This window comes from Frateuria sp. Soil773 (assembly GCF_001428405.1).
Taxonomy (GTDB): Bacteria; Pseudomonadota; Gammaproteobacteria; order Xanthomonadales; family Rhodanobacteraceae; genus LMSL01.
Map to the genome: position 1 here is coordinate 60,972 of NZ_LMSL01000010.1, position 23,099 is coordinate 84,070.

Below are 23,099 nucleotides of genomic sequence, written 5' to 3' on the forward strand. Positions count from 1 at the left end.
CCCAGCCATGTCTCCGGGCAAACCCATAGTCGATGCCTCGACGGATCGAGGCTTGGCGCGCAGATCGGAGGCTCGGAGAGGGCTGCGGCGTGCGTGCAGCGACCGCAGCCGGCAGGCACGGAACCGATCGGTCGGGCGAGGCAAGGCGCCATGGCTGCCGCATGGCCGGGCATGCGCTCGTCCGCCGATGCCTGGGCGCGTTCCGGCTTGCAGGCGTCGGCGTTCCCATCGCGCTGCCGGCATGACTTCATACCCATGCAATATTGCTAACTTCACAATACTGTTCAGTCGAAAGCATCCAGCCGTTCGGGAGAGCCCCGTGGACGAGACCGCCAGCCTGCTGAAGAAATTCCAGAAAGAGCTTTCCGCCGGCACCGTCTCGCTGGTCCTGCTGGCGGTGCTCGGGCGCTCGCGCCAGCCGCTCTACGGCTACCAGATCGCCAAGCGGCTGGAGGAGCTGGGCGAGGGCGCGCTGGCCGGCAAGCAGAGCGCGCTCTATCCGGTACTGCGCAACCTTGAGGCGGCAGGCCTGCTCGCCAGCGAGGTCGAGCCGTCGGTGAGCGGGCCGCCGCGCCGCTACTACCGCATCACCCGGCCCGGGCGCGAGGTGCTGCGCGAATGGGTGGCCGCCTGGAACGCCACCCGCGACTCGGTCGACAAGGTCCTACAGGGAGAGCTGTGATGAACACCCCACGCACGATCGCCGGATATCTCCAGCAGTTGCGCGACGCGCTGCACGGCGCGGACCCGGCGCTGATCCAGGACGCCCTGTACGACGCCGAGGAGCACCTGCGCGCCGAGCTGGCCGAACAGCCGCAGCGCAGCGAGGCGGCGATGCTCGAACACGTCGTCGGCAGCTACGGCGCACCCGACGAGGTGGCCGAGATCTACCGCGACCAGGAGGTCCGCATCCAGCGCGCGCTGCGGCCGCCGCCGGTGCCCAGGCGCCGCTCGCTGGCCGGGCGCTTCTTCGGCGTCGCCGCCGATCCGCATACCTACGGCGCGCTGTTCTACATGCTGCTGGCGCTGGCCACGGGCATCTTCTACTTCACCTGGGCGGTGACCGGCATTTCGCTGTCGGCCGGGTTGTCGGTGCTGATCGTCGGCCTGCCGTTCATCGTGCTGTTCTTCGGCTCGGTGCGCGCGCTGTCGCTGCTGGAGGGGCGCATCGTCGAGGTGATGCTCGGCGTGCGCATGCCGCGCCGGCCGCCGTACCCGATGCAGGGGCAGCCGCTGCTCAAGCGCATCGGCGCGATGTTCACCGACGTGCGTAGCTGGAGCACGTTGCTGTACATGCTGCTGATGCTGCCGCTGGGCGTCTTCTATTTCTCGGCTACGGTGTCGCTGCTCGCCGTGTCGCTGGCCCTGCTGGGAACGCCGGTGGCGATGGCGTTCGGCGGCCTGGGGCTGAACGACCTGTTCGTGGGCAGGCAGATCGTGGTGGACTGGGGCTTCGGGGAGCACGTGCCCGGCTTGGGCGACGCGCTGGCGATGTGCATACTCGGCATCGTGCTGCTGTTCGCCACGTTGCACCTGGTGCGCGGGCTGGGACGGCTGCAAGGGCAGATCGCCAGGCACCTGCTGGTGCGCGGCACCGAACGGAGGGCTTAGGACGTGGCGACGGACGACTTATTGACGATGCTGGCCGGCGAATGGCGTGGCGACGAACAGATCGCCACCACGCCCTGGGGCGCGGGCGGCCCGGCGGTCGGCCACGTGGTGGCCCGGCTCGACCTCGGCGGCCGCGTGCTGCTGCAGGACTACCGCGAGGAACGCGAGGGCAAGCCTTCGCTGCAGGCGCATGCGGTGCTCGCCGCCGGCGCCGCGGACGGCGAATACGCACTGTACTGGTTCGACAGCTACGGCTTCGTTCCCGAACGGCCGGCACCCGGCCACCGCGACGGCGACCGGCTGGTGTTCCTGCGCAGCTCGCCGCGCGGGCAGACCCGGCACACCTACCTGCTGCAGGATGCCTCGTCGTACCGGCTCACGCTGGACTGCTCGTTCGACGGCGGCGTGCAGTGGGAACGGTTGATGAGCGGCGATTACCGCCGCGTCGGATGACGCTGCCGCCGGCCTCGTGCCGGTAGCGCGGCGACGGGCCGGGCCTTTGCGTGGAAGGCGCCCCGGAAACGCCTGGCGCAGGGCCTGCAACGCCCGCGCTCCGGCTGCCTGCCGCAAGCAGCCGCACGGGGCGCGGATGCCTGCGCGGGTCAGTCGTCCTCGACGAACTCGATGCCGGCGTTCAACCGGTTCGCCTCCACCTCGGCGACGCCGCGCACGGCGTCCGCGTACAGGTCGTCGGGGGCGTCCACCTCGATCGTGTAGAGGTGGCCCTCGCTGTCGTCCACCAGTTCGCTGGAACTGGAATCGTCGCGCATCTGCGGGACGAGATCGTCGATCTCCTCCACGTGCTCGATCCCGTCGATGCCGTGCAGGGCGGAGATCACGGTGTCGGCTTCTTCGCGGCTGCCGATCAGGCGGATGCGGATCATGGGCATGGCGTGCCTCGTGGACCTGGCGGTGCCGCCATGCTCCGACGTCCGGCGTGTGCGGCGGGTGTTTCCCGCGTTAACCGCGTGCGCGGTTACCATGCGCGTTTGCCGGAGGATGCCATGGCCAAGCGCTACGACCGCGACTATTTCGACAAGTGGTACCGCGACCCGGCGCACGCGGTCGGTTCGCCGGCGGAACTGAAGCGCAAGGTGGCGATGGCGGTGGCGCAGGCGGAGTACTACCTGGCGCGGCCGATCCGCAACGTGCTCGACGTGGGCTGCGGCGAGGCGACCTGGCGCGCGCCGCTGCGCGCGCTGCGACCGGGCATCGACTACCGCGGCCTGGACGCCAGCGAATACGCGGTGGCGCGCTACGGCCGCAGCCGCAACGTCGGACTGGCCCGCTTCGGCCAGCTCGAACATCTGCGCTTCGACACGCGCTTCGACCTGATCGTGTGCACCGACGTGCTGCACTACCTGAAGCCGGCCGAGATCCGCGCCGGCCTGGTCGGCATCGGCGAGATGCTCGAAGGCATCGCCTTCCTGGAAGTGTTCACCAGCCGCGACGACGTGGCCGGCGACCGCGAAGGCTTCATGTCGCGCGCGCCGTCCTGGTACCTGCGCGCCTTCGGCGCCGCCGGCCTGCTGCCGTGCGGCTCGCACTGCTACCTGGGGCCGCGGCTGGAGCGGCACGTCGCGGCGCTGGAGCGGGCGCAGTTGCCGGCTGCGTCACGCTGAAATCCGCCAGGGCGTGGGGCGGGTTTCACTAGGGAGCGACTGCACGCTGCAGAGGGTGAATCGACGGCGGATTGACCGTGGTCGAAGCCGCGCATGGGCGCGGCTCGCAGAGCCTGTTCGAAGTCTCCTTGTCGGAGACTGGAATCCCCTCATGCTCCCCCACTCGTCATTCCTGCGAAGGCAGGAATCCAGTGACTTTCTCCTTCCCTCAAACCTCAGAGGCACTGGATCCCAGCTTTCGCTGGGATGACGCTCCGTAGGGGATTTCGTAGGGATACTGGGAGACTTTAAACAAGCTCTCAGACCAAACTGACCTTCACCCCGGCGCCGCGCAGCGTCTCGACCATCTCGGGCGGGGCGCTGGTGTCGGTGATGACAGCGTGCAGGTTCTGCACCGGGGTGATCACCGAGAGGCTGCGCTGGCCGAGCTTGCTGGCGTCGAGCACGGCAACGGTCTCGCGCGAGACGCGGATCATCAGCGTGTTGAGCGAAGCCTCCAGCGGGTCGGGCGTGGTCACGCCGACTTCCGGGTCGAGGCCGTCGACGCCTAGGAACAGCCGGTCGGCGGACAGCTTGGCCAGCGCCTGCTCGGCGTCAGGGCCGACCAGCGAGTAGGAGGTCTGGCGCAGCAGGCCGCCCAGCATCATCACGCGGATCTGCGGCAGGCCGGACAGCTCCAGCGCGATGTTCAGCGCGTTGGTGATCACGGTGATCGACTCGAACTTCATCTGGCGGATCTGCCGCGCGATCTCCACCGTGGTGGAGCCGGAGTCGAGGATGATGGTCTCGCCGTCGCGGATCAGCTTGGCCGCGGCCTTGCCGATGCGCAGCTTCTGCGCGTGCCAGCGCGTCTCCTTGATGTTCAGCGGGGTGTCGCTGGCGGCGGGCGGGTTGACCGGCAGCGCGCCGCCGTGGGAGCGCGCGATGGCGGAGTTGCGCGCCAGCGCTTCCAGGTCGCCGCGGATGGTGACGGCGGAAGTGCCGAACCGGGCGGCGAGTTCCTCGACGGTGGCCCTTCCTTGCTCCTCCACGAAGTCGACGATCAGGCGTCGGCGTTCCTCGACCAGCAGGCGGCGCGAGGGCGTGGCGGCGGTGGCTTTGGTCATGGGGGCAGGTCTAGGAGTCGGGCGGCGTTGCCATGATATATCTTGCGGAGAATGGCGTCAGACAACCCCAGCCCGTAGATCGACCAGCGCCCCTGCGGCGGAGTCGGCGCCGGGGCGTAGTCGAAGTATTCGTCCTCGGTTTCCAGGAAGCGGTAGTAGATCTCGTACAGCGCGTCGCCGAACAACTGCTGCGGCACGTCGTCGCCGTAGGGGGAGGGCACCGCGTCGGTGCCGAACAGGATGCGGTCCTGGAAGCGGTCGAAGAAGCGTTGCGCGATGCGCGGCTGGCGGCCCAGCTCGCCGATGCGCGCGCTGATGTCCACCAGGGTGTTGGGATAGCGTTCCAGGCAGTCGCTGACGGCGGCCAGGTTCTCGGCGTTGTTGCCCACGTGCAGCAGCACGAAGGTGGTCCCGGGATGGCGCGCGATGAGGCGGTTGCGCGCGTCGATCAGCTCCTGGTGGCTGGGGAATTCGGGGCCGTAGAACGACCAGTCCGGGTGGTTGGCCAGCTCCTCGTAGCGCTCGTTGGTCTCGTCGGTGGGCAGGAAGAACGCCTCCGGGTCGGAGACGTGCAGGAAGACCGGCATGCCCAGGCCTGCGCACGTTTCCCACATCGGGTCGAAGCGGCGGTCGTCCACGCCCACCAGCGGGCCTTCGTCGATGCGCTCGCGCAGGTACAGGCCCAGGGTCTTGAGCAGCTTCAGGCCGCGCGCGCCGACCCGGTGCGCGTGCGCGATCGCGTCGGCCTGGCGCTGCGGATAGTCCGGCTCGGGGAACAGCCCGAACGAGGGTTCGGTAAGCGTGAGGAAGCGCCCCGGCGCGGCCCGGTCGAACAGGCGGATGCTTTCCTCCAGCCCCTTGCCGGTGCCGCCGGTGAGGTTCACCAGGGTGCGCACGCCCTTGCGGTCCATCACCGGCAGCAGTTCCTCCGGCGTGGCGAACACGGTGATCTCCTCGCCGACCGACACGCCGTTGCGTACGTTCTTCGACCAGGTGAGGTGGGCGTGCACGTCGATCACCGGGAAGCGCGGCTGTTCGATGCGGGTCTGCGGCACGCGCAGCATGCTGCGCGGCTGGAAGTCCTTCAGGCGCAGCCCGCCCTTGCTGGCGTCGGGCGCGGTTTGCAGCGGGTTCTTGCCGCTGGCCTCGATGCGTACCGTGCCGGCCCCGGTGGGCGGGGCGCAGCAGAGGCAGGATTTCTGGTGGGTCATGGTGCGAGTACCTGTTCGAGGCTTCTTGCGCTGGACAAAGTACACCGCGGGAAGCGTCGTGGGCCGCGGAAAGCCGCGTACGGCCTTACTTTTTCTTGCGGAAACCCTGCACGCCCGTCATCCCGGCGAAAGCCGGGATCCAGTGCCTGTGCGCCTTTCATGGGCTACCCGGAGCCAAGGTCACTGGATGACCAGCCCTTCGGCTGTTGAAAAGCGCCTTCTGCTTGACCGGCCCTGCGGCCGTTAGAGCCGCAGGAATGACGGGCGATGGGCGGCGAGGCAGGGGCGGCGAAGGCCGCGGGCCTCAGCGCGGGTACTTCGCCATGATGTCGTGCACCTGCCGGGTCAGCGCCACCGCCTGGTCGAACGGGCGCAGCCACATGTTGCGGCCGAACATCACGCCGCTGGCGCCGCTCTGCATGTAGTGCTCCACCTTGCGCAGCACTGCCGCGTCGTCGTCGTTCTTCTCGCCGCCGGAGAACAGCACCATGGTGCGGCCGGCCGAGCGGACCACGCGGGCGCAGCGCGTCGCGGAGTCTTCCTGCAGCTTGTCGTACGGCGCCGGCACGTTGGCCACGCTGTCGTTCGGCTCGTGCAGCTTGACGATGTCGGCGCCCAGCTCCAGCGCCACGCGCGCGGCATAGTCCTGCGCGTAGAGCGTGTTGGTGCCGCCCCTGGCGTTGACCGCGCTGCCGCGCGGGTACGACCACAGCACCAGCGGCATGCCGTAGCGTTCGCAGTCGCGGCGCACCTGCTCGAACTGGCGGAACTCGTCGTGCTGGCGCGGCGAACCCACGTACATGGTGTAGCCCACGGCGTCGGCGCCCAGGCGCACGGCGTCCTCCACCGAGGCGAACAGCGGCGAGGTGGCCTCGGCGTCGCTGGGGATGTTGGTCTTGCCGTTGAGCTTGAGGATCAGCGGCACGCGGCCGCAGTGCTCGGTCATGTACTTCTCGGCCAGGCCGATGCCCAGCGCGATGGCAGAAAAGCCGCCGGCTTCGGCCAACTCGAACTGGTAGCTCGGGTCGACGGCCGGCGGATGGGGAAAGAAGTCGGTCGGGCCGTGCTCCAGGCCCTGGTCCAGCGGCAGCACCAGCAGGCTGCCGTTACGCGGGCCCGAGCCATAAAGCAGGCGCCACAGGCGGGNCGCTTCGGAAGTTTTCGAAGGGGCTTGTAAGCTTTGTTTCATTTCGAATACCCTGGAATCCGTGATCGGATGGTTTCACATTCGAGTGATTTGGGCAAAATGTCAATACTTGATAAGCAAACGAAAGATTCGTTGATGCTGGCGGCGCTGCAGTCGCGTCCGCTCGCGCAGCAGCAGGACGCCGGCTATGCCGATACCTTGCGCGAGATCCTGCAGCAGCCGGAGACCTGGCGCGGCACGGCGGAGCTGCTGCGGCGCCCCGAGGTGCGGCAGCGCCTCGCCGCCGTGCTGGACCCGGCGCCGGCGCAGGTCGTGCTCACCGGCTCGGGCAGCTCCATGTACATCGGCGAGTGCCTGGCGCCGAGCCTGCAGGCGGGCCTCGGCCTGCCGGTGCAGGCGATCGCCGGCGGCACCCTGCTCACGCACTGGCGCAGCGTACTGCCGCCGGGGCCGGGCCTGCTGATCTCGCTGGCCCGCTCGGGCGACAGCCCGGAGAGCTGCGGCGTGGTCAGCCGCCTGCTGGGCGACGCGCCGGCATGGCGCCACCTGGTGATCACCTGCAACGCCAAGGGCCGGCTGGCGACCCAGTACCGCGACGACCCGCGCGTCACCGTGCTGGTGCTGGACGAGCGCACCAACGACCGCAGCCTGGTGATGACCAGCAGCTTCACCAACCTGCTGCTGGCGGGCACCGGCCTGCTGCTCGGGCGCGCCGGCGAAGTGTCCGCCGCGACGCTGGAGCGCGCCGCCGCCGCCGTGCAGCAGGTGTTCGAGCACCAGACCGACGCGCTGGCGCGGCTGGCCCAGGGCGGCTTCGCCGCGGCGCTCTACCTCGGCAGCGGCGGTGCGCTGGGCGCGGCGCGCGAGGGTGCGCTGAAGATGCTGGAGATGACCGGGGGCAAGGTCGCCACGATGGCGGAGACCTTCCTCGGCCTGCGCCACGGGCCGATGTCCAGCCTGCGCGCGGACACCCTGGTGGTGGCGCTGTTGTCGCCGGACCCGGCGGTGCGCGCCTACGAATACGACCTGCTGCGCGAGCTGTCGCGCAAGGGCCTGGGCAAGCCGCGGCTGCTGGTGGGCGAGGGCGTTCCCGCCGACGTCGCCGGGCCCGCCGGCCTGGTCGTCGAGGTGCCCGCCGGGGCGGCGCACGGCGAGGTGCCGGCGATGCTCGCGCACGTCGCGGTCGCACAGTTGCTGGCGTTCTTTCGTTGCCTGTCCCTGGGCGGCCGGCCGGACGCGCCTTCGCAGGGCGTGCTGACCCGGGTGGTGGAGAGCTTCGCCATCCACGGAGACGCGACGTGACGCCGGCGCCGCGCGCGAAACGCATCTTGGTGGTCGGCGAGATCAACGTCGACCTCGTGTTCAAGGGATGCCACGCGCCGCCGACGCCGGGCATGGAGGTGATCGCGGACGATTTCGTGATGACCCCGGGCAGCTCCTCGATGATCTGCGCGATGGGCCTGGCAAGGCTGGGCAACCCGGTGGCGTTCCACGGCAAGCTCGGCAACGACACCTGGGGCGACTACTGCCGCGAGGCGCTGCGCGGTGCCGGCATCGACGTCGCCTCGCTGCGCCCCGAGGCTTTGCTGCGCACCGGCATCACGGTATCGCTGTCGACGCCGCAGGACCGCGCGCTGGTGACCTATCCCGGCGCCATCGCCGCGCTGCGCGCGGATGAGGTGGACGACGCGCTGCTGGCCGGCGCCGACCACCTGCACGTGTCCTCCTACTACCTGCAGCAGGCGCTGCGCCCGGGCTTGCGCGAGTTGTTCGCGCGCGCCCGCGCCGCCGGGCTGGGCACCTCGCTCGATCCGGGCTTCGACCCCGAGCGGCGCTGGGAGCGCGACCTGCTCGACACCCTGCGCGAAGTGGACGTGTTCCTGCCGAACGAGCAGGAACTGCTGGCGATCACCGGCGCCGCCAGCCTGGCCGAGGCGCTGCGGGCGCTGGACAACGGCCGCACGCGCACGGTGGCGAAGCTGGGCCGCTCGGGCTGCGCCAGCCTGGAGGCGGGCGAGCTGCGCGAAGTCCCGGCGTTCGCGGTCGATGCGGTGGACAGCACCGGCGCGGGCGATTCCTTCGACGCGGGCTTCCTGCACGCCTGGCTGCGGCAGTGGCCGCTGGCCGAGTGCATGCGCTGGGGCAGCGCGTGCGGCAGCCTTTCCACCCGCGCCGTCGGCGGCACCACCGGGCAGGCCGGCGCGGCGGAAATCCAGGCGCTGCTGGCGGGCGCGCCATGATTACGGTGGCCGGCTTCAACACCGCGATCGATCGGCTGGTGTCGATCGATACGCTGGTGCCGGGCGAGGTGCGCCGGGCCGGCCAGGTGCAGGCGTATCCCGGCGGCAAAGGCTTGCACGTGGCGCAGACCATCGCCGCGCTGGGCGAGCCGGTGCAACTGGTCGGCCTCACCGATGCGATCCACCGCAACCTGATCGCGCGCCGGCTCAGCGAGCGCGGCGTGCTGTTCCACGGCGTGGAGATCGCCGACGAGCTGCGCAGCTGCATCGCGGTGCGCGAGCGCAGCGGGCGCGTCACCGAGATGCTCGATCCCGGCCCGCTGGTCGCGGCGCCGGCGCGCAGGCATCTGCTGGAACTGCTGGGCCGCTGCGCCGACGGCAGCGAGGCGATGGTGCTGTCCGGCAGCCTGCCGCGCGGCTTCGCCGACGATACCTACGCGCAACTGGTGCGCGGCATCGACCAGTCGGCGCTGCCGTGCCTGGTCGATGCCAGCGGCGCGGCGCTTCGCCACGCGGCGGAAGCCGGCGCCTTCCTGCTGAAGCCCAACCGCGACGAGGCCGCCGAGCTGGCCGGCCACCCGGTGGAGACGGTGGAGGACGCGGTGGCGGTGGTGCGCACGCTGTCCGCGCGCGGCATCGCGCGCCCGCTGGTGACGCTGGGCGCGCTGGGCGCGGTCGGCTTCGACGGCGACGCGCTGTGGCATGCGTCGATCGCCATCGACGACAGCGTCAACGCGGTGGGCTCGGGCGACTGCTTCCTCGCCGGCGTCGCGGTGGGCCTGAAGCGCGGCGACGGGCTGGGCGAGGCGCTGCGGCTGGGCGTGGCCTGCGGCGCGGCGAACGCGATGCAACTGGAGACCGGCTACGTGCGGCGCGCCGACGTCGACGCGCTGCGCGGACAGGCGCGCCTGGCGCGCCTGGACGGCTGAACACGAAGGCCCGGCCGGCCGCCGCGAGGCGGCTGCCGGGCCAGCGAGACAACAGGCTGCGGGAGGGACGCGCGGCCGCGACCACAGAGGAGTTCCGCACCGGGGAGAGCGGCGCGGATCGTCCGGGAGAAGTCTGCCGATGGTTTTCTCGATCCACCCGCAAGCCCGCGCCCATGGCGGCGTGCCGCTCCGTTCGCGGCTCGTCCGCGCCGCACTGGCGCTGGCCGCAGCCACCGCCTGCGGCGGCGCGCTCGCCGACGGCGCCGCGTCGTTCGGCAACGCCGCCGTCTCGGTGCGCTGGAACGCCGCCGGCGGCCACGTCGCCGACATGGTGGTGGTCGACGGCATCAACCGCCGCGAGATCCCGCTCGTCGCGCCCTTCCAGTTGACGCTGGCCGACGGCGGCACGCTCAAGCCGGCGGACCTGCAATGGCTGGCGCCGCCGGAGACTGTTGCGCTGAAGGCCGACGCCGGCGCCTCGCGCGCGGCGGAGCGGCTGCCCGGCAAGGCGGTGCGGGCCAGCTTCGGCGACGCCGCCGGCCGCTTCCGCATCGATTGGCAGTGGGTGCAGCGCGAGGGTTCGGACTACCTGCGCGAGATCGTCACCGTCACCGCGCTGAAGCAGGACGAAAGCATCAAGCGGGTCGATCTCCTGCAGGCCAAGGCGGCCGACGCGGAAGTGGTCGGCACCGTGCCGGGCTCGCCGGTGGTGTCCGGGCGCGACTATTTCGGCTTCGAGCATCCGCTGTCGAACAGCCAGGTGCGCGGCAGCCAGGTGAAGCTGTGGATCGACCGCGAGCTGCCGCTGCGCAAGGGCCAGTCGGTGACCTATTCGGCGGTGGTCGGCGCCACCCACGGCAACCAGTTGCGGCGCGACTTCGCCGCCTACGTCGAGCGCGAACGGGCGCATCCGTACCGGCCGTTCCTGCACTACAACTCGTGGTACGACATCGGCTACTTCACGCCGTACACCGAGGCGCAGGCGCTCGACCGCATCCGCACCTTCGGCGAGGAGCTGAGCGTCAAGCGCGGCGTGAAGCTCGATTCGTTCCTGTTCGACGACGGCTGGGACGACCGCAGCGGCAGCTGGCATTTCAGCAAGGATTTCCCGCGCGGCTTCGTGCCGCTGCGCGACGCCGCGGCGAAGTACGGCGCGGCGCCGGGCATGTGGCTGTCGCCATGGGGCGGCTACGGCCCGCCGGCGAAGGAGCGCGCCGAGCGCGGCGCCAAGGCCGGCTACGAGATCATGGGCAGCGGCCTGGCGCTGTCCGGCCCGAAGTACTACCAGCGCTTCCACGACGCGGTGATGGAGCTGGTGCGCAAGGACGGCATCAACCAGTTCAAGTTCGACGGCACCGGCAACGCCGACAAGGTGTTCCCGGGCAGCGTGTTCGACAGCGACTTCGGCGCGGCGATCCAGTTGATCGAGGACATCCGCGCGGCCAAGCCCGACCTCTTCATCAACCTCACCACCGGCACCATGGCGTCGCCGTTCTGGCTGCGCTACGCCGATTCGATCTGGCGCGACGGCGAGGACGACAGCGAGACCGGCGTGGGCAGCACGCGCGAGCGCTGGATCACCTACCGCGACCAGCAGACCTACGACAACATCGTGGTCAAGGGGCCGCTGTTCCCGATCAACTCGCTGATGCTCCACGGCATCATCTACGCGAAGGAGAACCGCTACCTCAACACCGACCCGGGCCACGACTTCGCCAACGAAGTGCGTTCGTATTTCGCCACCGGCACCCAGTTGCAGGAACTGTACGTCACGCCCTCGCTGCTGAGCGGGCAGGACTGGGACACGCTGGCCGACGCGGCGAAGTGGTCGCGCGCCAACGCCGACGTGTTGCGCGACACGCACTGGATCGGCGGCAACCCCGGGCGGCTGGACGTGTACGGCTGGGCGGCATGGTCGCCGGCGAAGGCGATCGTCACGCTGCGCAATCCCGACGCGCGGGCGCAGGTCGCGGTGCTCGACCTGCAGCGCCAGCTCGAACTGCCGGCGGATGCCGCGCGCCGCTTCAGCGTGCGCGACGTGTGGGAGACCGGCGGCGGCAAGGTGCCGGCACGGCTCGACGCGGACCATGCCGGCACGATCGAACTGGCACCGTTCGAGGTGCTCACGCTGGAACTGACGCCGGTGGCGGGGCACTGAGCCATGGCCGACGCGACCCGCCGCAACCTGCTGAAGGCCGCCGCGCTGCTGCCGCTGGCGGCCACCTGCGGCGGGCTTGCCTTCGCCGCGGAGCGCGTGCCGGCCGCCGCGCCGGTAAAGGCCCGCTTCGCGGTGGAGACGGCCCGGCCCGGCCGCAGGGTCAGCGACATGCTTGCCGGGTTCAGCTACGAGACGCTGCAACTGGCCGACCCGGCGTTCTTCTCGGCCGACAACCACGCCCTGGTGGAACTGTTCCGCGCGCTCAACCCGCACGGCGTGCTGCGCATCGGCGGCAATACCAGCGACTACACGATCTGGAGCGGCTACCGCGGTGAGCTGCCGGTGCAGCGCACGCGCAAGGGCGGGCCGCAGCGGCCGTTCGTGCTCAGGCCCGAGGCGCTCGAGGCGCTGGCCGGCTTCCTGCACGCCACCGGCTGGAAGCTGGTGTTCGGCGTGAACCTGAAGATCGGCGTGCCGGCGATGGCGGCGGAACTGGCCAAGGCCGTGCAACGCGCCGTCGGCGACCGCCTGCTGGCGATCCAGATCGGCAACGAGGCGAACAACTACGAGGCGGACTACGCCGCCTTCGAGGCGGCGTGGATGCCGTACGCCGCGGCGATCCGCGCGGCCGGCGTGCCCATCGCCGGTCCCGACAGCGGCGCCAACACCGACTGGGTGATCGCATACGCGCGGCGGCACGGCAGGGAGAATGTCTTCCTCAGCCGCCACTACTACCGCGACGCGGCGCCGAAGGGCTCGATCACGGACCTGCTCGGCGGCGATCCCGAATTCCTCGGCGAGGTCGGGCAGATCATGCAGGCGGCCGACGCAGCGCGGCTGCCGTTCCATCTCAGCGAGGCTAACTCCTACTACTTCGGCGGCCGCGACGGCGTCAGCAACGTGTTCGCCTCGGCGCTGTGGGGCGCGGACTTCATGCTCGCGCTGGCGCAGCGCGGCGTGGCCGGCATCCAGTTCCACGGCGGCACGCTGGAATCGGTGGAAGCCTCGCTGGGCCGCGACGCGGCCGCCGGCGCGACCGGCGCGGAACTGTCGGCGCGGCGCGACGCGGTCACCTCGCGCTACTCGGCGATCGCCGGCGACGCCGCGCTCGGCTTTCAGCCGCGACCGCTGTACCACGGCATGCGCCTGGCGCAGCAGTTCGCCGGCGCGCGGATGCTGCCGGGCCGGCTCGACGCCGGCGGCGCCAACCTCGCCGCCTATGCCGCGCAGCGCGACGGTGCGCTGCTGCTGGCCCTGGTCAACAAGGACGCCGCGCGCGACGCCGCGGTGGCGGTGAGCGGTCTGCGCGGCTACGGCGCGGGACGGCTGATGCGGTTGTCCGCGCCGTCGCTGGAGAGCCGCCACGGCATCGTCCTCGAAGGCGTCGACGGCGCTGCCGCCGGCAGCGCCGTCGCGGCCGATGCGAACGGCGACTGCCGCGTGGCGCTGCCGCGCGGCAGCGCCGCATGGCTGCGGCTGGATCGTTCCGTTTGAAGAGCTCGGCCAGGGGAGGCCGCTGCTTGCCGGCGATGCCGGCGTGGGAGAGGGATGCAAGGTGTTTCGAATGGCTAGCTGGGCTTTTTATCCGAACAACGGGGNTGAGGTGTGAACATGTACGAGCGTGAATCGATGAACAGGAAAAGACTGTGCCTGCTGATCGCGANNTGGGCCTGGCCAGCGGCGGCGCCTACGCGCAGTCCACCACCGGCAGCATCGTGGGCCAGGTGCCTGCGGGCATGGGCGAGACGGTGACGGTGCAGAGCACCAGCGGCCTGCAGCGCGAGGTGCCGGTGGACAGCCGCGGCCGCTACGCGGTGAACCAGCTGCCGCTGGGCAGCTACACGGTGACGCTCAAGCACAACGGCGCCGTGGCGCAGACGCGCAGCAACGTGAGCCTGCGGGTGGGTCAGGCCACCGACGTGTCGTTCAATGCGGAAGCAGCGACGGGTGGCAACGTGAGCGCGCAGAACCTTGCCGGGATCAATGTCACGGCCAACGCGCTGCCGCAGATCGACGTCACCAGCGTGGACTCGCGCACGGTGGTCACCGCCGAGCAGCTGCGCAAGCTGCCGCTGGGCTTCACTGCCGAGGCGGCGGCGCTGCTCGCGCCCGGCGTGGCCGACAACACCGGCGGCTTCACCACCGCCACCGGCGGCTCGCTGGCCAGCTTCGGCGGCGCCGGCGCCAACGAGAACGCGTACTACATCAACGGCTTCAACACCACCGACCAGTTGAAGTCGGAGGGCGGCCTGACCCTGCCGTACGGCTCGATCGACCAGGAAGAGGTCTACACCGGCGGCTACAGCGCGCAGTACGGCCGCTCCGACGGCGGCGTGATCAACATGGTCGGCAAGCGCGGCAGCAACGAGTGGCATTTCGGCGGCCAGGCGAGCTGGGAGCCGGAAGCCGCACGCGCCGCCCCCGGCAATGTCTACTACCACAACGGCCTGCCGCCCGACGCCAAGACCGGCGCGCTGTACCAGCCCAGCAGCAAGAACAACCACTGGGTCACCACCTACGACGCCTACGTGGGCGGCCCGCTGGTCAAGGACAAGCTGTTCTTCTTCGCCTCCGCCGAGATGGCCAAGCAGGAAGGACGCATCGTCGGGCCGTACGGCACCAACCCGGACCAGGCGTACCGCTACAAGATGCCCAAGTGGTACGGCAAGCTGGACTGGAACATCAACGACAGCAACATCCTCGAGCTGACCGGCGCGTCCAGCAAGCGCGAGTACTCGGCCGACCTGTACGGCTACGACTACGAGGCCGGTCGACGCACGGACCTGGTGGGCTATGCGCAGAACACCAAGACCGGCGGCAATCTGTGGACGGCCAAGTACACCGGCTACCTCACCGACGACCTCACCCTGACCGCCCTGTACGGCAAGCTGCATACCACGGCCTTCCAGGAGCCGGTGGGCTACAACCCCGACCTGACCTACGTGTCCGGCATCGCCAACCAGAACCCGGCCTACGTGGGTGGCTCGCCGCGCTACAACGACCAGACGGTCAACCAGATCAACGATCCCGGCCGCGGCAACCGCACCACCAACCTGCGCGTGAGCCTGGAGTACCGGCTTGGCGACCACACGCTGACCGCGGGCATCGACAACCTGACGGCGGCGGCGCTGAAGCAGGGCGGGCGCAGCTCCGGCCCGGGCTACACCTGGGCGTACAACCACACGACCAATCCGAACAACCCGCTCAGCACCGGCCTCGGCGTGGGCGCCACCGCGGACTTCCCGAACGGGCAGGACGGCTACTACGTGACCAAGGGCGTGTTCTACCGCGTCGCCAGCGTACGCACCACCGAGCACGCGCAGTACCTCGAGGACAACTGGCAGGTCAGCGACAGGCTGCTGCTCTCGCTGGGCCTGCGCAACGACCAGTTCACCAACTACAACGCCGTCGGCAAGGCGTACATCAAGCAAACCAACCAGTGGGCCCCGCGCCTCGGCTTCGCCTGGGACGTGGACGGCGATTCCAGCTTCAAGGTGTACGGCAACGTGGGTCGCTACTTCCTGGCCTCGCCGCTGGAGCCGGCGCTGAGCGCGGGCAGCGGCAGCGTGTCGACCACGCAGTACTTCACCTACGGCGGCATCAACGCCGACGGCACGCCCTACGACCTGACCGCGATGTCGCCGCCGGTGTCGGCCAACAACAAGTTCGGCCAGGTGCCGGACAACAAGACGGTGACGGCCAAGAACCTGAAGTCGATGTACCAGGACGAGTACATGCTCGGCTTCAGCAAGACGATCGGCCCGAACTGGGTGTACGGCGCCAAGGCCACCCGCCGCGTCCTGCGCTCTGCCATCGACGACTTCTGCGCCGTGGGCGCGATCACCGCCGAGGCGAAGGCGCGCGGCTACGACGTCAGCTCGGTCAACAGCTGCTACCTGATCAACGCCGGCAGCGGCAACACCTTCGTGGTGAGGGACAGCGCGGGCAACTACCACGACATCAAGCTCAGCCGGAAGGAAATCGGCTTCCCGAAGCTGCGGCGCAACTACTACGCGCTGGAGGGCTTCCTGGAGCATCCGTTCGACGGCAAGTGGTACGGCAGGGTCAGCTACGTGCTCTCGCGCAGCTACGGCAACACCGAGGGCATGACCCAGTCCGACGTGCAGTCCGACGGCCCGCAGGAATCGGCCGACTGGGACAACGCACCGATCATGGTGTACAGCAACGGCGACCAGGGCAACGACCATCGCCACCAGATCAAGGCGTTCGGCTACTACCAGATCAACCCGGAGTGGATGGTGTCCGGCAGCGTGAGGCTGCAGTCCGGCAATCCCAAGGTCTGCCTGGGCCTGTTCCCGGGCTTCCAGGATCCGGCAGGCTACGGTTCGTCCTACCACTACTGCGACAACAAGCCGTCGCCGCCGGGCAGCACCGGCCGGCTGCCGTGGTTCCGCCAGGTCGACATGGGCGTGCGCTACACGCCGGCCTTCGCCGCGCACCGGCTGGGGCTGCACCTGGACGTGTTCAACGTGTTCAACAGCCAGGTGGTGACCAACATCTTCCCGAACTACTACGCCGATTCCGCGGGCACGCCGAATGCGCTGTACGGCACGCCCCGGCTGAAGCAGGCACCGCGCTACGCCCGCTTCTCGATCACGTACGACTACTGATCGGAAGGGTTCCCGGGGCGGCGCGATGCCGTCCCGGGAGGACGAGGGGATGCGGCGCCCGCGGGCGCCGTGCAGGCGGCAGCCGTCGCCGGCATTCGAAAGGTGCCGTCCGGCGGCACGGCCGCAGGCAGCGGATGCGGATCGAAGGAGGGGACTTCGCCGTGAACAGGATCGTGCAACCCGCGCCGGTGCTTCCGGTGGCGGCATTCGCCGAGGGTGCCACGCGCGCAACGGCGGCTTTCATCGCGCAGGCGGGGCGGCGCTAGGCATGCGCCGCCGCGACCTGCTCAAGGGCATGGCGCTCGGCCCGGCCGCGCTTTCGCTGGCGCGCCCGGCGGTTTCCGCCACGGCGCACGGGCCGCCCGCCGACGGGTTATCGAGCGATGCCGGGCGTTTCGCCAGCCAGTGGCATCGCCTGCCGGACATGCCGTGGACGGGCGAGGACCTGTGGGCGCAGCGCCTGCAGGACTGGTGCATCCGCGACGGCGAACTGGTCTGCCTGCACGACGGGCCGGACCGCACCGTGCATGTGCTCACCCACCAGCTCGGCGGCGCGGCGCAGCCGTTCGTCGCCGAAGCGTCGCTGCGCTTTGCAGGCGCCGGCGGCGACGCGCGCGACGCCGCCGGTTTCCGGCTTGGCGTGCAGGGGCGCTACCGCGACAACTACCGTTCGGCCATCGTCACCGGCAAGGGCGTGGACGTCGGCATCACCCGCGCCGGCGTCCTGTTCGTCGGCGCCGTGCGCGCCGCGGAAGCCATCGATCCGGCGCGCTGGCGCGGCGGGGTACGCCTGCGGCTCGCGGTGGATGCGCAGGCCGGCGCGCCGGCGACGCTGCAGGCGCTCGACCTCCACGGCGCGTTGCTTGGCGAATTGCGCGCCGAACCGCAGGATGCGGGCTGGCAGGGCAACATCGCCCTGCTCAGCCACGCGCATCCCCGCGACGTGCAGGCGCCCGCATCCACGGTCGCCTTCGCATGGGCCCGGGTCGAGGGCGGCCGCCTGCTGCATCGGCCGGAACAGGCGTTCGGCGCGGTCTATTTCGCCCAGTACACGGTGCATGCGGGCACCTTGAAGCTTTCCGCCCAGCTCGCACCGATCGACCGGCCCGGGCTGCCCGCCGTGCTGGAGATCGAGCGCGACGGGCGCTGGCAGCGCGTGGCCAGTGCCGTGCCGCATCCGCTGGCGCGGGTCGCGGCCTTCCGCGTGCCCGGCTGGGATGCGCGCACCGACTGCGCCTATCGCGTGCGCCTGGCGCTGCCGCTGAAGGACGCGGGCGAGCGCGAGTACGCCTACGCCGGCCGCATCGCCGCGGAGCCGTCCGGCGAGGGCCGCGTGCGCGCGCTGCTGTTCAGTTGCAACTGGGACATCGGTTTTCCCGACGAGGAGGTGGTGGCGAACGTGCTCAAGCAGCACGGCGACCTGGCATTGTTCGTGGGCGACCAGTTCTACGAGGCCAACGGCGGCTTCGGCATCCAGAAGCACCCGCTGGAACAGTCCACGCTGGACTACCTGCGCAAGTGGATCCAGTTCGGCTGGAGCTACCGCGACGTCTTCCGCGCGATGCCCTCGGCCTTCCTGCTCGACGACCACGACATGTACCACGGCAACCTGTGGGGCTGCGGCGGCCGGCCGGCGGTGGAGCGCGGAAGCGAGGCGGACATCCAGGATTCGGGCGGCTACAAGATGCCCGCCGGCTGGGTGAACATGGCCCAGATCACCCAGACCAGCCACATGCCCGATCCCTACGATCCGGCGCCGGTGGGGCAGGGCATCGGCGTCTACTACACGCACTGGGAATACGCCGGCGTCAGCTTCGGCATCGTCGAGGACCGCAAGTTCAAGTCCGTGCCGAAGGACGTCCTGCCGCCCGAGGCCAAGGTGTGGAACGGCTACGCGCAGAACCCGGACTACGACCCGGCGCGCACGCACTGGCTGCAGGCGCAGTTGCTGGGCGAGCGGCAGATGCAGTTCCTCGGCTGGTGGAACCACCGCTGGGAGAAAAGCACCCGCTTCAAGGTGCTGCTCTCGGCCACGCCCCTTTGCTGCCTGCAGACCCTGCCGGCCGGCGCGAAGGACGACGAGGTGACCGCGAAGCTGGCGATCCCCGAGCCGGGCAGCTACGTGCAGGGCGACGCGCCCACCCGCGACATGGACAGCAACGGCTGGCCGCAGAACCGGCGCGACGACGTGCTGCGCCTGCTGCGCAAGAACTTCACCCTGCACATGACCGGCGACCAGCACATGGCCTCGGTGGTGCAGTACGGCGTGGACGACTACGGCGACAGCGGCTTCGCCTTCAGCGGCCCGGCGCTGGGCAACATCTGGCCGCGCCGCTGGTGGCCGCCGGTCGGCCCGGAGCACCGGCCGCTGCCCGGCCGGCCGCGCTATACCGGCGACTTCCGCGATGGCTTCGGCAACCGCATGACCGTGCATGCGGTCGCCAACCCGGCGCGGACCGGGCGCGAGCCGGCCCTGCTGTACGACCGCGCCACCGGCTACGCGGTGGTCGATTTCGATGCCGGCCGGGAGCAGGTGACGATGCACTGCTGGCCGCGCTTCGCCGACCCCGACGACGGCCCGCAAGGCCAGTATCCCGATTGGCCGATCACCCTGGACAAGACCCTGCACGCGCGCCCGGCGGCGAAGCTTGCGGTAACCCCGATCGCGCTCGACCCGGCGCGCCGCCAGCACATCCGCGTGGTGCACCTGGAGCGCGACGAGCTGGTCTGCCAGGTCAGCCTCCAGGCGGCGAGCTTCGTCCCGCCGCTGCATCACCGCGGCCGCCACGCCGTCTTTCTCACCGACCACGAAAGCAACCTCACCCGGAGGATCGATATCCATGTCTGATTTCCATTTGCCAGGCACGCCCACCGCGGCGAAGCGCGTGTTCGCCTCGCGCCTTGCCCTTGCCCTCGCCTGCCTGCTGCTCGCGCTGCCTGCCGCCGCCGCCACCAAGCAGGCCAGGCAGCCCTTCCACGACGACGAGGCGGACGCGCCCTACAAGGTCTGGGACAGCACCCCGGCGATCACCATGCCGCCGCTGCTGCTCGACGTGTCCGACACCTCGGTGGTGATCGAGTGGATGACCGACGGCGACAGCGACGGCAGCGTGCGCTACGGCGAACAGGGACTGGACCGGACGGCGGTCGCCCAGCACGAGGGCCTGGTGGACGTGGGCACCTTCCACCGCGTGGTGATCGAGGGGCTGAAGCCGGGCCACACCTACCAGTACCAGGTGGCGTCGCGGCGCGTGGTGACGGTCAAGCCGTACTGGCCCGAGCGCGGCAACACGGTGAAGGGCGAGGTCGGCCGGTTCACCACGCTCGACCCGGCGAAGGCCAGCACGCGCTTCGCCGCGATCACCGACACCCACGAGAAAGTGCCGCGCATCCGCACCCTGCTCGCCGACATCCGCAAGACGCCGGAGGATTTCGTGGTGCACCTGGGCGACACGGTCAACTACGCGGTGAGCGAGCAGCAGTTCAAGGACGTGTTCCTGGGGCCGACCGCCGAGGAACTCGGCGGCACGCTGCCGATGCTCTACGTGCACGGCAACCACGAGTACCGCGGCGCGTTCGCCCGCCAGCTCGGCATCTACCTGCATGCGCAGGACGACCGCTTCGACTTCGAGCGCGACGCCGGCCCGGTGCACCTCGTGGCCGTGGACACCGGCGAGGACAAGCCAGACGACACCAACGTCTACGCCGGCCTCAACGACCTGCGCGACTACCGCCGCTCGGGCCTGGTCCGCTTCGGCCAGGCGCTGGCCGCCGAGCGCACCCGCAGCGCGCCGTTCACCGTGGTGCTCGGCCACCAGCCCAACTGGGGCTGGACCGGCGGCGACAACGCCGAATGGACGCGGCTCGCCAACGAGGCCAAGGTCGACCTGTTCATCGCCGGCCACGTGCATCGTTTCATGCACATCAAGCCCGGCGAACGCGGCAACGATTTCCCGATCCTGGTGGTGGGCCAGGACCAGGTGGCGCGCGTGGAAGCGGACGAGCACACGCTGAAGGTGCGGGTGACCGACAGCGCCGGCAAGCTGGTCGACGCCTTCACGCTGGAGCGGCGCACCAAGTAGGTTCCCGGCCGGCTGGACGATGGAAGCGGCGCCCACAGGCGCCGTTTCCGTTGTCGCTGCAGTTATCTCCCGCGCGCGGGGAATCGCTCAGCGTGCGTCCGCGGCGGCGCAGGCGCGCAGCGCCGCGGGCGTTTCGCCGAGCCGCCGGGCCAGCGGGCGGTAGGCGGGCAGCAGCACGGCGGCGTAGGCGTACAGCGCGGCGCTGGTGTGCGGGTCCCAGGCGCCGTCGTAGCCCTTCAGGCCGGCCTGGCGGCGCTCGATGTCGAAGGGTTCCTCGGTGTGCACGAATTCCTGGTGGCCGCGCCGGCCCTCGGCGTACGGCGCCAGCCAGGCCAGCGCATCGGCCAGCGAGGCGCCGCCCGCGGGATGCGCATCGATCCAGTCGCGCTGGCCGGGATAGGCCGAGGCGGCCAGCGCGGCCTGCACCAGCGGTTGCAGGTCGTAGGTGACGTAATGCAGGGCATCGCGCTGGGCGAAGTCCACCGTGCTGCCGTCGGCGCGGATGTTCGCGGCCACCTGGGCGAGGAACAGCTCGCGCGCGGCGGCCAGCATCGCCGGGTCGCCCAGCGCGGCAGCGGCGGTGGCGATCAGCTTGATCCGGTGGCTTTGCCAGTTGTTGATGTCGTTGATGTAGGTGGAGCCGCGGCGCTGCCGCACGCGCTGGACGTAGCCCTCGCCGAGCGCGCGGATCAGCCGCGCCGTCGCCGTGCGCGTGGCCGGGGCCAGGGCGTCGTGGGTCAAGGCGTAGGCCCAGAACAGTTGGTCGAGGTTGGTCTCGTCGATCGGGTTGAAGCTGGGCCGGTAGACGTCGGCCCAGGCGCGCAGGTAGCGGTCGACCTGGCGCAGCAGGTCGGCCTGGCCGGTGCGCCGCCACGCCACGGCGGCATCCAGGGCGATCGTCCAGTCGCGTTCGGCGCGCACGCTTTCGTCGTGGATGCCCTGGTGCGGCAGGGTGCCCTGGGTGTGCACGCGGGCCATCGGGTGGGGCGTGTCTTGCCGGTGCGCCAGCGCATCAGCGATGGCCGCGTCGGAGCGCGACGCGGAGGGCGCGGCCAGCGGGCACCACCAGCGCGGCGCGTCGGCGGCGCAGGCCGGGGCCGACACTACGCATGCGGCGAGCAGCGCGACCAGGGGCCACGCCGGCTTTCGCGCGGGTGCGCGGAACGGCCGCCCGGTCATCGCCGCGGCGCCTGGCCGGCGATGGCGGCCACTTCGCCCGCCGCCAGCAGGAAGGCGCCGACGCCGTACACGTAGCTGGCGCTGGCCGGGTACTGCCCGGGGGCGGCGCCGATCGGCTGGATGTTGCCCAGCCGGCCGTCCGCGTAGATCTGCCCGACCAGGCCGCGCCAGGCCCGGCCGATCACCGGCCGGTAGGTGCGGGCATCGAGCACGCGGTGGTGCACGCCCCAGGCCAGCGCGTAGGCGATGAAGGCCGAACCGGACACTTCCGGCCGCGGGTAGCCGTCCGCGTCGAGCAGGCCCGGCCGCCACAGGCCGTCGCGCCCCTGCAACGCGGCGAGCCGCGCGGCCATGTCGCGGAACTGCCGCAGGTAGCGGTCGCGGCCGGGATAGTCGGCGGGCATGCGCTCCAGCACGCGCGCCAGGCCGGCGAGCGCCCAGCCGTTGCCGCGGCTCCAGAACAGCTTGCTGCCGTTGCGCTCGCGGCGGTCGAGGTAGGAGGCGTCGCGGCTGAACAGGTGCTCGCGCTCGTCGTACAGCAGCCGGCTGGTGATCCACCACTGGCGGTCCATGTAGTCGAGGTAGTCGCGCCGGTGCGTGGCCTCGGCCAGCCCGGCCCAGGCCGGCGGCGCCATGAACAGCGCGTCGCACCACCACCACAGCGGGCGCTTCGGGTCGTCCGGCTGCCGCATCTGCGCGTCGTAGCGCTGCCGCAGAGGTTGCAGCATGGCCGGGTCGGGGTGGCGGGCATGGAGCTGCAGCCAGGACTGCGCGACCGCCTGGTCGTCGGCATGGCGCACGCGCGGGCCGAGCCCCCAGCCGAAGCGTTCGCCGACGCTGCGCACGTAGGCTTCGTAGCGCGGCTCGTGCAGCAGGTCGCCGGCGCTGAGGAAGCCGAGATAGAGCGGGGCGAAGGTCCAGTCCAGGCTCGGGTGCGGTTCCACCCGCGCGAGCTGCCATGCGGCCACCTTGCCGGCGGCCTTGCGGATGTCGCCGATGCGCAGGTCGCCGGAGAGGTCGCTGGCGCGCGGCCCGGGTGCGGCCGGCGCATCGCCGCCGCCCGGCGGCAGGTCCTCGTCCTCGGCCAGCGCGAGGGCCGGCAGCAGCGCCAGGGCCAGCGCGAACGCGCACAGCAGGCGGCGCAGCCGAACGGCGGGGGAGGGCGTGGAAGGCATCGGCATGC

General features: G+C 70.7%; 18 protein-coding genes. 12 read left to right on the forward strand and 6 right to left on the reverse strand.

Going from position 1 to position 23,099, the window contains the following annotated elements; translation table 11 throughout:
* Nucleotides 1-319 precede the first annotated feature (319 nt).
* From ASG87_RS05335 to ASG87_RS05345, 3 genes are read left to right on the forward strand one after another with little or no spacing between them, the layout of a single operon-like run.
* On the forward strand, nucleotides 320-682 hold the full coding sequence (locus tag ASG87_RS05335; protein WP_056001934.1) for a PadR family transcriptional regulator: 363 nt from the start codon (nucleotides 320-322) through the stop codon (nucleotides 680-682).
* Entirely contained in the window at nucleotides 682-1,611 is a 930-nt protein-coding gene (locus tag ASG87_RS05340; protein WP_056001937.1) for a sensor domain-containing protein, read from the forward strand. Before ASG87_RS05335 ends, ASG87_RS05340 begins: the two co-directional genes overlap by 1 nt.
* Before the next feature lie 3 nt (nucleotides 1,612-1,614).
* Nucleotides 1,615-2,064, forward strand: a complete 450-nt coding sequence (locus tag ASG87_RS05345) for a DUF1579 family protein (RefSeq protein WP_235499569.1) — start codon at nucleotides 1,615-1,617, stop codon at nucleotides 2,062-2,064.
* A gap of 149 nt (nucleotides 2,065-2,213) precedes the next feature.
* Here the strand turns inward: ASG87_RS05345 and ASG87_RS05350 are convergent, their stop codons facing one another.
* Entirely contained in the window at nucleotides 2,214-2,501 is a 288-nt protein-coding gene (locus tag ASG87_RS05350) for a hypothetical protein (RefSeq protein WP_056001943.1), read from the reverse strand.
* 114 nt (nucleotides 2,502-2,615) lie between these two features.
* Between ASG87_RS05350 and ASG87_RS05355 the strand changes: the two genes are divergently transcribed.
* Nucleotides 2,616-3,233, forward strand: a complete 618-nt coding sequence (locus tag ASG87_RS05355) for a class I SAM-dependent methyltransferase (protein WP_056001946.1) — start codon at nucleotides 2,616-2,618, stop codon at nucleotides 3,231-3,233.
* A 299-nt stretch (nucleotides 3,234-3,532) separates the two neighbouring features.
* Here ASG87_RS05355 and agaR read toward each other — a convergent pair whose 3' ends face one another.
* The 3 genes from agaR to ASG87_RS05370 form a co-directional block, all read right to left on the reverse strand.
* Nucleotides 3,533-4,339, reverse strand: a complete 807-nt coding sequence (agaR, locus tag ASG87_RS05360) for a transcriptional repressor AgaR (protein ID WP_056001949.1) — start codon at nucleotides 4,337-4,339, stop codon at nucleotides 3,533-3,535.
* Nucleotides 4,336-5,550: an amidohydrolase family protein gene (locus ASG87_RS05365; protein ID WP_056001952.1), complete on the reverse strand. Its 1,215-nt coding sequence runs from the start codon at nucleotides 5,548-5,550 to the stop codon at nucleotides 4,336-4,338. Before ASG87_RS05365 ends, agaR begins: the two co-directional genes overlap by 4 nt.
* A 304-nt stretch (nucleotides 5,551-5,854) precedes the next feature.
* The gene (locus tag ASG87_RS05370) at nucleotides 5,855-6,643 is read right to left on the reverse strand and encodes a fructose-bisphosphate aldolase (RefSeq protein ID WP_235499575.1); all 789 of its coding nucleotides are present in this window, start codon (nucleotides 6,641-6,643) and stop codon (nucleotides 5,855-5,857) included.
* Between the two features lie 189 nt (nucleotides 6,644-6,832).
* Between ASG87_RS05370 and ASG87_RS05375 the strand changes: the two genes are divergently transcribed.
* From ASG87_RS05375 to ASG87_RS05410, 8 genes are all read left to right on the forward strand, one after another.
* A complete protein-coding gene (locus tag ASG87_RS05375) occupies nucleotides 6,833-7,999 on the forward strand; it encodes a tagatose-6-phosphate ketose isomerase (protein WP_200948998.1) in 1,167 nt (388 codons plus the stop codon).
* A complete protein-coding gene (locus ASG87_RS05380) occupies nucleotides 7,996-8,937 on the forward strand; it encodes a carbohydrate kinase family protein (RefSeq protein ID WP_056001961.1) in 942 nt (313 codons plus the stop codon). The genes ASG87_RS05375 and ASG87_RS05380 overlap by 4 nt, the downstream gene beginning before the upstream one ends.
* Complete coding sequence (locus ASG87_RS05385; RefSeq protein WP_056001965.1) at nucleotides 8,934-9,866, forward strand: 1-phosphofructokinase family hexose kinase; 933 nt, start codon at nucleotides 8,934-8,936, stop codon at nucleotides 9,864-9,866. Before ASG87_RS05380 ends, ASG87_RS05385 begins: the two co-directional genes overlap by 4 nt.
* Before the next feature lie 139 nt (nucleotides 9,867-10,005).
* Nucleotides 10,006-12,024, forward strand: a complete 2,019-nt coding sequence (locus ASG87_RS05390) for an enterotoxin (protein ID WP_235499570.1) — start codon at nucleotides 10,006-10,008, stop codon at nucleotides 12,022-12,024.
* Between the two features lie 3 nt (nucleotides 12,025-12,027).
* On the forward strand, nucleotides 12,028-13,518 hold the full coding sequence (locus ASG87_RS05395; RefSeq protein ID WP_056001967.1) for a hypothetical protein: 1,491 nt from the start codon (nucleotides 12,028-12,030) through the stop codon (nucleotides 13,516-13,518).
* 242 nt (nucleotides 13,519-13,760) lie between these two features.
* On the forward strand, nucleotides 13,761-16,655 hold the full coding sequence (locus ASG87_RS05400) for a TonB-dependent receptor (protein WP_200949000.1): 2,895 nt from the start codon (nucleotides 13,761-13,763) through the stop codon (nucleotides 16,653-16,655).
* A gap of 268 nt (nucleotides 16,656-16,923) precedes the next feature.
* Entirely contained in the window at nucleotides 16,924-19,503 is a 2,580-nt protein-coding gene (locus ASG87_RS05405) for a hypothetical protein (protein ID WP_056001972.1), read from the forward strand.
* The gene (locus tag ASG87_RS05410; protein ID WP_082582760.1) at nucleotides 19,496-20,737 is read left to right on the forward strand and encodes an FN3 domain-containing metallophosphoesterase family protein; all 1,242 of its coding nucleotides are present in this window, start codon (nucleotides 19,496-19,498) and stop codon (nucleotides 20,735-20,737) included. The genes ASG87_RS05405 and ASG87_RS05410 overlap by 8 nt, the downstream gene beginning before the upstream one ends.
* An 87-nt stretch (nucleotides 20,738-20,824) precedes the next feature.
* Here ASG87_RS05410 and ASG87_RS05415 read toward each other — a convergent pair whose 3' ends face one another.
* Both ASG87_RS05415 and ASG87_RS05420 read right to left on the reverse strand, forming a co-directional pair.
* Nucleotides 20,825-21,916: an alginate lyase family protein gene (locus ASG87_RS05415; RefSeq protein WP_056001978.1), complete on the reverse strand. Its 1,092-nt coding sequence runs from the start codon at nucleotides 21,914-21,916 to the stop codon at nucleotides 20,825-20,827.
* Complete coding sequence (locus ASG87_RS05420) at nucleotides 21,913-23,097, reverse strand: glycoside hydrolase family 88 protein (RefSeq protein ID WP_056001981.1); 1,185 nt, start codon at nucleotides 23,095-23,097, stop codon at nucleotides 21,913-21,915. The genes ASG87_RS05415 and ASG87_RS05420 overlap by 4 nt, the downstream gene beginning before the upstream one ends.
* Nucleotides 23,098-23,099: the final 2 nt, after the last annotated feature.

Coding starts and splice junctions, on each gene's coding strand:
- ASG87_RS05350 (WP_056001943.1), bottom strand. CDS start 2,501: ATGCCCATGATCCGCATCCGCCTGATCGGCAGCCGCGAAGAAGCCGAC.
- ASG87_RS05395 (WP_056001967.1), top strand. CDS start 12,028: ATGGCCGACGCGACCCGCCGCAACCTGCTGAAGGCCGCCGCGCTGCTG.
- ASG87_RS05420 (WP_056001981.1), bottom strand. CDS start 23,097: ATGCCGATGCCTTCCACGCCCTCCCCCGCCGTTCGGCTGCGCCGCCTG.
- ASG87_RS05400 (WP_200949000.1), top strand. CDS start 13,761: ATGGGCGAGACGGTGACGGTGCAGAGCACCAGCGGCCTGCAGCGCGAG.
- ASG87_RS05405 (WP_056001972.1), top strand. CDS start 16,924: ATGCGCCGCCGCGACCTGCTCAAGGGCATGGCGCTCGGCCCGGCCGCG.
- ASG87_RS05355 (WP_056001946.1), top strand. CDS start 2,616: ATGGCCAAGCGCTACGACCGCGACTATTTCGACAAGTGGTACCGCGAC.
- ASG87_RS05410 (WP_082582760.1), top strand. CDS start 19,496: ATGTCTGATTTCCATTTGCCAGGCACGCCCACCGCGGCGAAGCGCGTG.
- ASG87_RS05385 (WP_056001965.1), top strand. CDS start 8,934: ATGATTACGGTGGCCGGCTTCAACACCGCGATCGATCGGCTGGTGTCG.
- agaR (WP_056001949.1), bottom strand. CDS start 4,339: ATGACCAAAGCCACCGCCGCCACGCCCTCGCGCCGCCTGCTGGTCGAG.
- ASG87_RS05365 (WP_056001952.1), bottom strand. CDS start 5,550: ATGACCCACCAGAAATCCTGCCTCTGCTGCGCCCCGCCCACCGGGGCC.
- ASG87_RS05390 (WP_235499570.1), top strand. CDS start 10,006: ATGGTTTTCTCGATCCACCCGCAAGCCCGCGCCCATGGCGGCGTGCCG.
- ASG87_RS05375 (WP_200948998.1), top strand. CDS start 6,833: ATGCTGGCGGCGCTGCAGTCGCGTCCGCTCGCGCAGCAGCAGGACGCC.
- ASG87_RS05415 (WP_056001978.1), bottom strand. CDS start 21,916: ATGACCGGGCGGCCGTTCCGCGCACCCGCGCGAAAGCCGGCGTGGCCC.
- ASG87_RS05340 (WP_056001937.1), top strand. CDS start 682: ATGAACACCCCACGCACGATCGCCGGATATCTCCAGCAGTTGCGCGAC.